The organism is Vulcanisaeta sp. JCM 16161, from assembly GCF_001316285.1.
The window spans coordinates 100,485-107,966 of the sequence record NZ_BBDO01000008.1; the positions used below are offsets into that span (position 1 = coordinate 100,485).

6 protein-coding genes, 1 tRNA gene and 3 pseudogenes are annotated in these 7,482 nt (G+C 43.6%); 5 read left to right on the forward strand and 5 right to left on the reverse strand.

What is annotated here, in order from left to right:
* Window positions 1-32: 32 nt before the first annotated feature.
* Both JCM16161_RS18430 and JCM16161_RS18435 read right to left on the reverse strand, forming a co-directional pair.
* On the reverse strand, window positions 33-728 hold the full coding sequence (locus JCM16161_RS18430; protein WP_243671473.1) for a hypothetical protein: 696 nt from the start codon (window positions 726-728) through the stop codon (window positions 33-35).
* 41 nt (window positions 729-769) lie between these two features.
* Window positions 770-1,087 carry a hypothetical protein gene (locus tag JCM16161_RS18435; RefSeq protein ID WP_243671474.1) on the reverse strand — a complete coding sequence of 106 codons (318 nt, stop codon included), beginning with the start codon at window positions 1,085-1,087 and terminating at the stop codon, window positions 770-772.
* A 254-nt stretch (window positions 1,088-1,341) separates the two neighbouring features.
* Between JCM16161_RS18435 and JCM16161_RS11170 the strand changes: the two genes are divergently transcribed.
* The 3 genes from JCM16161_RS11170 (at window position 1,342) to JCM16161_RS11180 (ending at window position 3,529) form a co-directional block, all read left to right on the forward strand.
* Window positions 1,342-1,437, forward strand: a tRNA-OTHER gene (locus JCM16161_RS11170).
* Between the two features lie 188 nt (window positions 1,438-1,625).
* Window positions 1,626-3,107 carry a hypothetical protein gene (locus JCM16161_RS11175; protein ID WP_054855884.1) on the forward strand — a complete coding sequence of 494 codons (1,482 nt, stop codon included), beginning with the start codon at window positions 1,626-1,628 and terminating at the stop codon, window positions 3,105-3,107.
* The gene (locus tag JCM16161_RS11180) at window positions 3,104-3,529 is read left to right on the forward strand and encodes a hypothetical protein (RefSeq protein WP_054855885.1); all 426 of its coding nucleotides are present in this window, start codon (window positions 3,104-3,106) and stop codon (window positions 3,527-3,529) included. The genes JCM16161_RS11175 and JCM16161_RS11180 overlap by 4 nt, the downstream gene beginning before the upstream one ends.
* Window positions 3,530-3,539: 10 nt before the next feature.
* Here the strand turns inward: JCM16161_RS11180 and JCM16161_RS11185 are convergent, their stop codons facing one another.
* Window positions 3,540-4,382 (reverse strand): ARMT1-like domain-containing protein, encoded by an 843-nt coding sequence (locus JCM16161_RS11185; protein ID WP_054855891.1) that lies wholly within the window; start codon window positions 4,380-4,382, stop codon window positions 3,540-3,542.
* A 5-nt stretch (window positions 4,383-4,387) separates the two neighbouring features.
* Window positions 4,388-5,051 (reverse strand): annotated as a pseudogene (locus JCM16161_RS11190) (sulfite oxidase-like oxidoreductase).
* A gap of 116 nt (window positions 5,052-5,167) precedes the next feature.
* Between JCM16161_RS11190 and JCM16161_RS11195 the strand changes: the two are divergent.
* Together JCM16161_RS11195 and JCM16161_RS11200 are read left to right on the forward strand one after the other, a co-directional pair.
* Window positions 5,168-6,265: pseudogene (locus tag JCM16161_RS11195) on the forward strand (encapsulin); the annotation flags it as partial.
* A 117-nt stretch (window positions 6,266-6,382) separates the two neighbouring features.
* Complete coding sequence (locus JCM16161_RS11200; protein WP_243671481.1) at window positions 6,383-7,027, forward strand: trimeric intracellular cation channel family protein; 645 nt, start codon at window positions 6,383-6,385, stop codon at window positions 7,025-7,027.
* A 157-nt stretch (window positions 7,028-7,184) separates the two neighbouring features.
* Here JCM16161_RS11200 and JCM16161_RS11205 read toward each other — a convergent pair.
* A pseudogene (locus JCM16161_RS11205) lies at window positions 7,185-7,482 on the reverse strand (replication factor C large subunit); the annotation flags it as partial.

A 7,482-nucleotide genomic window follows, 5' to 3' on the forward strand; every position in this document is an offset into this window, starting at 1 on the left:
CCATACATGCTGATACCACTTATTACCAAACTTCAGGCAGGCACTCCCACCTTCTCGCCCCACTTTACGTACCTTAAAACATCGCCACTTGGCTCATTACCTATGGCAAGTGCGTAGAACCCAGGGTCATGAATTACAACCTCACTTTCGTAGTACTCAGGCTTTCTTAAGCATGGTATTAAGTAACTCCTTGGCAATTCTAATTGCTCATCATTATTAGTAATAACTACGTAGTCACGAGCCTCCTCAGCAATCCTCCAATACTTATTTGGTATGAAGAAGAATTCAGGACCATACATTTCAATACCTCTAATAATCTCGTCTCTCCTTAAATAACGCATCAACCCATTGTTAAGGGACCCCTCTATTATCGAGATTATGTTTATCATCTTATCGTAATTGAAAAACGACAGCCAATTCCTATCCGCAAACTTAGGTAATTTCGCCAGATTAATCGTGGCAAGTCTCCTTAATGCGCCGTCATACCTATAAATCGTGGTTTCAGCAAAATTATTAATCCTAGTAATGACCCTCTTCCTTAGGAATATCACAACCTCCTTAAAACCACTACCAACACTAAACGATGGTTCCTTACCATTCTCAACAAAGGCCAATACGTCATACTTAGCCCTAATTAATTCCTTAAGTCCTCGTCCCTGGCTTGTGTAGAATGCCGAGGCAGGCATCACGAGTAACATATAACCACCACTCCTTAATATGTAGTCCATCAGGAAAAACGACAGTATGTGAAGCCCCGGGTCACCCCTACTTATGAACCTCCATAGCCCCTAGAAACAATGGCCTTGAGAACCTCATCTCTATTATGTACAAGGTGCCACCTGACAAAAGGTGGGTTAGAAACGATGATATCGGCTTTGTAATTCCACGCTATCTTAAAGGCATCACCACAAATAACCTCGGTACTTGAATATATCGAGCCTAAAATCCCACGCGCCAACTTGCAGGGCTCCTCATTGATTTCAATACCAATAACGGCCCTTGGCTTTATAAGATCATTAATTGCGGAGAGCAGGACACCAGAGCATGAATGGGTCCATAACCGTAACACCAACCCTCTCCTTCTCACTTAAAGTACTGAGTAGGGTTCTAATCACGGCAATGCGTCAGGGCTCGTATAATACGAGGAGGTCTCCTTCCTATTAGGTAACCTTTCCTGAACCCTGTACTGTTCATCAACCAGGCGCATAATAACCACTGAATCAACGCGATCAATGCACTACCACATTAATTTGAAACGCAATAAATCACTAATAAACATAAATCGCCAATGATTAGGGTAATCACGAAAAGCTTAAAATTTCTCAGGGGGATCACATTCCTGCCCCGGTAGCTCAGCCGGTCGGAGCGCCCTGGGGCATCAGCCGTGCAAGCCTTGTAAGCGGGAGGTCCCGGGTTCAAATCCCGGCCGGGGCTCCACGCAGGTTGTTGGTTTGTGTTTTGAGGCTTGATTTCGTGATTTCACGGCCTTTATTACCAACGTCTTTAAGGTAATAATCACCTTCGGCAGTTGCTTTTAGGGGAGTTTTTATTCGTAGTATTTCTGGCTTTTCACGGTCTTTTCATGGGTGCTTCCTTAAATATATCTATTTTTAATTCAAGGTTTGATGAGGTTCCTGGTACTCCTCATAATCATGGGAATAACCCTATTAGGCATTATCGGTGTTACCACCCTGTACGCTCAAGGTGTTAATTCCTCGATTAGCGTTAATGGGAGTGTTAATCCCACCGGTCTCGTTGCATCTTACTATGTTCACTTAATAATTGCTGAGCATTGGGTCGAGGCTCTGAATATGAGTGGTATTAATTCAACAGCCATTATTGAGCTGATTAACGAGGCCAGGTTCTACGCAGATGCGGGTAATTACCTGGAGGCTATTAATACGCTGAATAATGCGATTAACCTTGCAGCCCAATTAATGGCTGGTGCACGTATTAATTCAACGCAGGTGGTGATTAGTAATTATGCCTCATTTACGTCGACGGTAAATAACACTGTGGTTAGTAATTTATTGAGTAATGAAACTATCGCCAACTTCACATTGAGGGCTTTATCGGCATTGAGTAGGAGTAATAATACCACGTACTTAATAAACATGAGCATGGCAGTATTGAGTAATGAGGAGGAGTATTTACGTCCTTACATACCACCTAACGCCCTCCTGGGTTTGAATACGGCAATTAACGCATTAAACATGGCATATAGTGAGTTGATGAGTGCTGGCTATAACTCAACGATTAAGCAGTTAATGATTGTTAAGATCGAGATAATAACAATATCATTACTAACACCACCAAGTGTTAGGGCTCATGAGTTATCGCAGGTGGTGATGCCATACGTGGCATTGCTAAGTGGGAATGCCTCGAGAGCCCTTAATCAATTATCAATGATACTGAACACGACAATACCCATGCCTCAACAACTCACCCAATGCATGAGTAGAATTAATGAGTCATTAGCTCCATTAATGAACGAGTCATTGAGTGAACCTGAGGTGTATGTTAAAGCTAATGATTTTATTAGCAACTATATTGCCTGCCTAGGGCAGGTCAGGGCACTCATAAATGAAGTAAATACCACGCAACTGATGGTCATCGGATTTATCAACATAACCAGGGAATTAAGTGGTGCTGGTCTATCGAATTTAACACCGTACATGCTAAGCTCATATCTTCAATGCAGGCAGGAATTGATTAATGCATTCAGTAGTGGTAATGCTACATTGATAGGGCAGATACTGAATCAATGCAGGTTGAAGATCCATAACTATGAGGAAGAGGCCTACTACGCTATTTGGGTGATGAATTCGACGAGGAATTACTTATTATACGTAAACTCCACTGTTTGGGGCTTGGCAAGGCGGTACGGGATTAGTGGTGTAACGCCCATGTTATGCTACGTGAGACTTAATAATAGTATAATAGGTAACATAACATCAATACTCAAGGCAATGTTTAACGGAACAATAACGCCAATGGAAGCACAAGCCCTAATAAACGAATACCTGAGTAGTGCCATAAACTCAACTCCATCATTAGCCGCGGGTTGCCTTGGAATACCCACGCGCCCCATACATATGTTCCAATGAGTGGTTGGGCATCAATGGGGCTCGGTGCGAGTGGCGAGTTGTTAATGAGTTATAATGGGGGTGTTGACTTAATAATAAACATAACGAATCCAACTCAGGAAAACCTATACATAAGTGGGTTTAGCATTGGGAGATTGGCATGCACGTTCTCCAGCGCCATTGAGGTGAAAGCTGATTCCCAGGGAACCCTTGAGTTAGGGCTATCAGTTAGTAATGGCGTGATCACGGGAGTTTCGAGTTTAAGCGTGTCAGGAGGTGTTGAGTCCTCGCAGGGGATTACTGTGAATTGTGTTGGGCACTTACCAATCATGTATATGCCCGCGTTAAGTGGTAGGTTGTACCTAAGTAATGGTTTGTGGGTGCCATTCTTCGTAATGATTAATGGAGGGACCAATACAATGATTAATTATGGTTGGTGGTAGAGAGGAACGCTTAGATTTTCAACCCCATTGATACGACGGGCTTATTCCTCTCAACATTAAGCATTTCGGCTATTAATGGGCACTTAGCCCTAAGCAGGAAAAGCACGTTGTTAAGTTTTGGTCTTTTCTCCATAAAGGTTTCCAGGTTATCAAGGCCCTTGGAAATAACGAGGTCATAATTCATCAACTCCCTCACCACGTCATCATACCAAAAGGCCGAGTAATTACCAGGTAATGCCCTAACATCGAACTCTCCGGCAAAGCCAATGACGTAATCATAAGTAACATCAACCTCATACGGCCTACTCCTAGTATATACCACGACCTTAACACCCATTGATGATAATTTCCTAATGAGCAGTAGGTCAAACTGAAACTCACCAGCATTATCGACCAGGTAAGCAATACTCCCTGCACCGCTAAGCCTACTCCTTAGGTCCTCAGGATTAGTACCCAACCAGGTTGGTTCCTCAAGTATATTCCTAATGAAATCACCAACACTGAAACTATAACCCCTCATTGGTATATCTACGGAATTGGCCGAAGCCGCAAGCTTCACGTAATTAACAATATCATCACCAAGCCCTAACTTACTAATTAACTCGCTTGCGGTTTTCTCGAGCATCAACTTCTCATCGGCATGAGGATCGACATTATTGGTAATCCTCACAATATAATTAAATGATTCAATAAATACGGTGGCTCTACCCATTGACGCCAAGTCCATCACAGCTCTACCCAAGTCAGCAAATGCCCTAACATCATTAACCCCAAGTCTCCTTAACTCGCTAAACCTAGACTCAAGGACGCAAAGCAGACAATCGTTAATGCTCACGTACCATGGACCACGCACTCTAATCACCTCACCACCCTAACCCTTCTCCTCATTGCCGTAAGGCACCCTCACTAAATCTCTCCTCGAGCCATGGATCGCCATTGTCGTGATAACCAAGTGACTCCCAATAACCAGGTTCATTGCTATCCATAACCACCAGCTCGCTGAGGTACTTGGCGCTTTTCCAGCCGTAGCGTGACGGCACAACAAGCCTTAACGGAAAGCCATGCTCCCTAGGTAATATCTTCCCATTCATTGCGTAGGCAATTATCGTTGTTTCCTCAAGAAGAGCACTTAATGGTAAGTTAGTTGTATAGCCATCAATGCCTATGGCCATTACGTAATCGCCCCTGGGCTTTACCATATTCATTAAGTAATTAGTTGGCACCCCCCTCCATGTCACGTTTAATACGCTCCAACCCGTAACGCAGTGAAAGTCAGCGACTAAGTCAACACAAGGCGCTTTCATGAGTAGGTCTACATATTGTATTTCGACTTTATTCTCAACGAGCCAGTCACCCTTAATTTATAATTAAATACATTAATGCTTTCGGGAGGATCATAAACATCGTATATTATGAAGCGAGGAATAACCTTTTGGTTAGGCGGTAATTCACGCCTGAAAATTATTTTATCGCACGACCTACTTAATGCGGTTCTAACGATTTCATCAATTTCATTAGTCACGGGTTGTTGAAATAACATGCTTTAATAAATCTATGTCTAAGCTTCATTGAAATTAACGTTAAAAATTATACTAATGATAATACTTAAATGCTTGAGTTGAGTATAGATCAGGGATTATGGTATTTTCTAAGAATCCAGTGGATATTGTTAGGGATAGGAAGTTCTCGCAGGGTGAGGTCGCTGATTCACTTAGGCTTGCCATAATGGCCGAGCTTGATGCCATAAGCCTATACCTGCAGTTAGCCAGGTTGATCGATGATGAGAGGGTAAGGAGGGTCTTTGAGGATATTGCTAAGGAAGAGAGGACCCACTTTGGTGAGTTTCTTACATTGCTTAAGTCATACGACCCGGAACAAGTCGAGCAGTTAAAGGCTGGTTCCTCAGAGGTTAGTGAATTAACGGGCATTAAAGCACCAGCGAATGACCCAATAATGTTCGGGGAAATGCAAATAATGCCAATAAGTCTAGCGACCCTCTACCTGACGTAACCTCATCATCAACTAAGCCCTGAGGAGCTTAGGCACCTACAGGATAGGGTTAGGGAAGTCGCCAATGGTGTGAGGAGGTTTAGGAAATACCTAACTTTTATGAGGCTGGGGCTGGGCTTGATGCTGTGCCACTTGATGAGGTGGTAATTAGTCCTTCAATAACGGCAACTAGGTCTGTGGTGCCACTTAAGGAGTTGAGTGTAAAGTTCTCAATATCGCAGAGACAGATTGAGTACGCCAGGGCTAGGGGCGAGAGGGTCTACTCAGTAACCGCGGATCAAGCAGCAATTAGGCTTGGTTTTGAGGAGGACTCGGCAATACTCAGTGATGTTCTAGGCAATCCTAAGGTCAAGACCATGAGCATCTCATCATGGGATGCGCCGGGCTCGGCGGTTAATGAGGTATCGAATGCTGTCAATACGTTATATAGTAATTACATACCCGAGCCGTACATACTATTCGTTAGTTCTGGCAGGTATACGAAGCTTTTAATGGTAATTGAGAAGACGGGTATTATGGAGTTAACGAGGGTTAAATCCCTGGTTAAGGATGTAGTTATTATCCCTCAGTTAAGATGATACCGCATTATTACTGTCCATGCATCAATCAATTATTGATTTAGCACTGGGTGTTGATACGGCATTGGTATACTTAGGCCCTGAGAATGGGACTCACGGCTTCGTACTATGGGAGACACTAGCCGTGAGGGTTAAGGACCCCAGGGGTGCTCATCTTAAGGCAGGGCTAATTAAATGGATAGTTAGGATTAAATACTCAGTACGTGCATCACCTCTCGTGGGTTTCGTAAACCTATTAATAAACATATTTAATTATATTGGAATAATGGCATTCGCAGCCTCGGGCGCCTTTAAGGCGTATGAGAAGAACCTAGACATACTGGGTGGTATTGTCCTTGGATCCTCAGTGGCCCTTGCCGGTGGCATAATTAGGGACGTCCTCATTGGCATATTCCCACCAACAAACATTGTTTACCTGCCATACCCAGTAACCGCGATTGCAGCGTCATTAATTGCTTACGTATTCTACCCATGCATTTCTAAGTATAGGAATGCCCTCATGTACGCTGACGCAATAGGTCTTGGCACATTCTCTGCCGTAGGCGCTGAGATCGCTACTGAGCATGGTCTCAACGTACTTGGCGTGGTATTAATGGCCGCCGTAACCGCGGCAGGCGGTGGCGTCGTTAGGGATGTACTGGCCGGCGAGATCCCTACGATATTTCGACGAGATATCTACGCTACAGTGGCGGTTCTCGGCGGTATAATATATCTCGTGTTTAAATCATTATTAGGTAGCGAAACAGCGGTTCTCGCTACAGCAATCATCATAGTGATTACTAGGTTCGTAATAATAATGAGGGGTCTCGATAAGGCTTACATAACAATACATGTATCATCGCATAGATCGATTAGGTCAATAGAAAGTACAAGAGATGCAAAGCGTTATGTTAATCATCATTCACGTTGATTCCCAATTCACGGGCTATATTCACTAACTTGTTTATCCGGCTCCATGATCTATCCCTAACCACCACGATATTACCCATGAACTCAACATCGAGGCCTAACCTATTAATTGACTGATTTAATAGTTCATAGTCTCTAAATCCATTGCTACTACGTAATTACCCTCTGGATCTTTTCGCCGACTCACGTTTAACCCTCTCACCCTCGCCACTGGCGCTCACCCCCTCAATACCGAGGGTCTTCTCAACACTTTCCAGTGAGTATCCCATGATCTTCATTAAGCGTTCAAGGAGTTTCTTCTTGAAGGTGTCACTCGTTGCCATTAACCTGAGCAATGGCATATAGTATAGAGACACCTCGGTGCTACTGACGTGGAGCTCGGTCCTAAGTCTATTGACCAAGGCATCCTTCATCTGCCTAACCTCCTTAGTCTTAGCTAATAACCTAATCCTTTCA

What these genes read in the sequence shown, in the direction of transcription:
- JCM16161_RS11200 (WP_243671481.1), top strand. Translation starts at nt 6,383, where the DNA reads ATGGCATTCGCAGCCTCGGGCGCCTTTAAGGCGTATGAGAAGAACCTA.
- JCM16161_RS18430 (WP_243671473.1), bottom strand. Translation starts at nt 728, where the DNA reads ATGGACTACATATTAAGGAGTGGTGGTTATATGTTACTCGTGATGCCT.
- JCM16161_RS11175 (WP_054855884.1), top strand. Translation starts at nt 1,626, where the DNA reads ATGAGGTTCCTGGTACTCCTCATAATCATGGGAATAACCCTATTAGGC.
- JCM16161_RS11180 (WP_054855885.1), top strand. Translation starts at nt 3,104, where the DNA reads ATGAGTGGTTGGGCATCAATGGGGCTCGGTGCGAGTGGCGAGTTGTTA.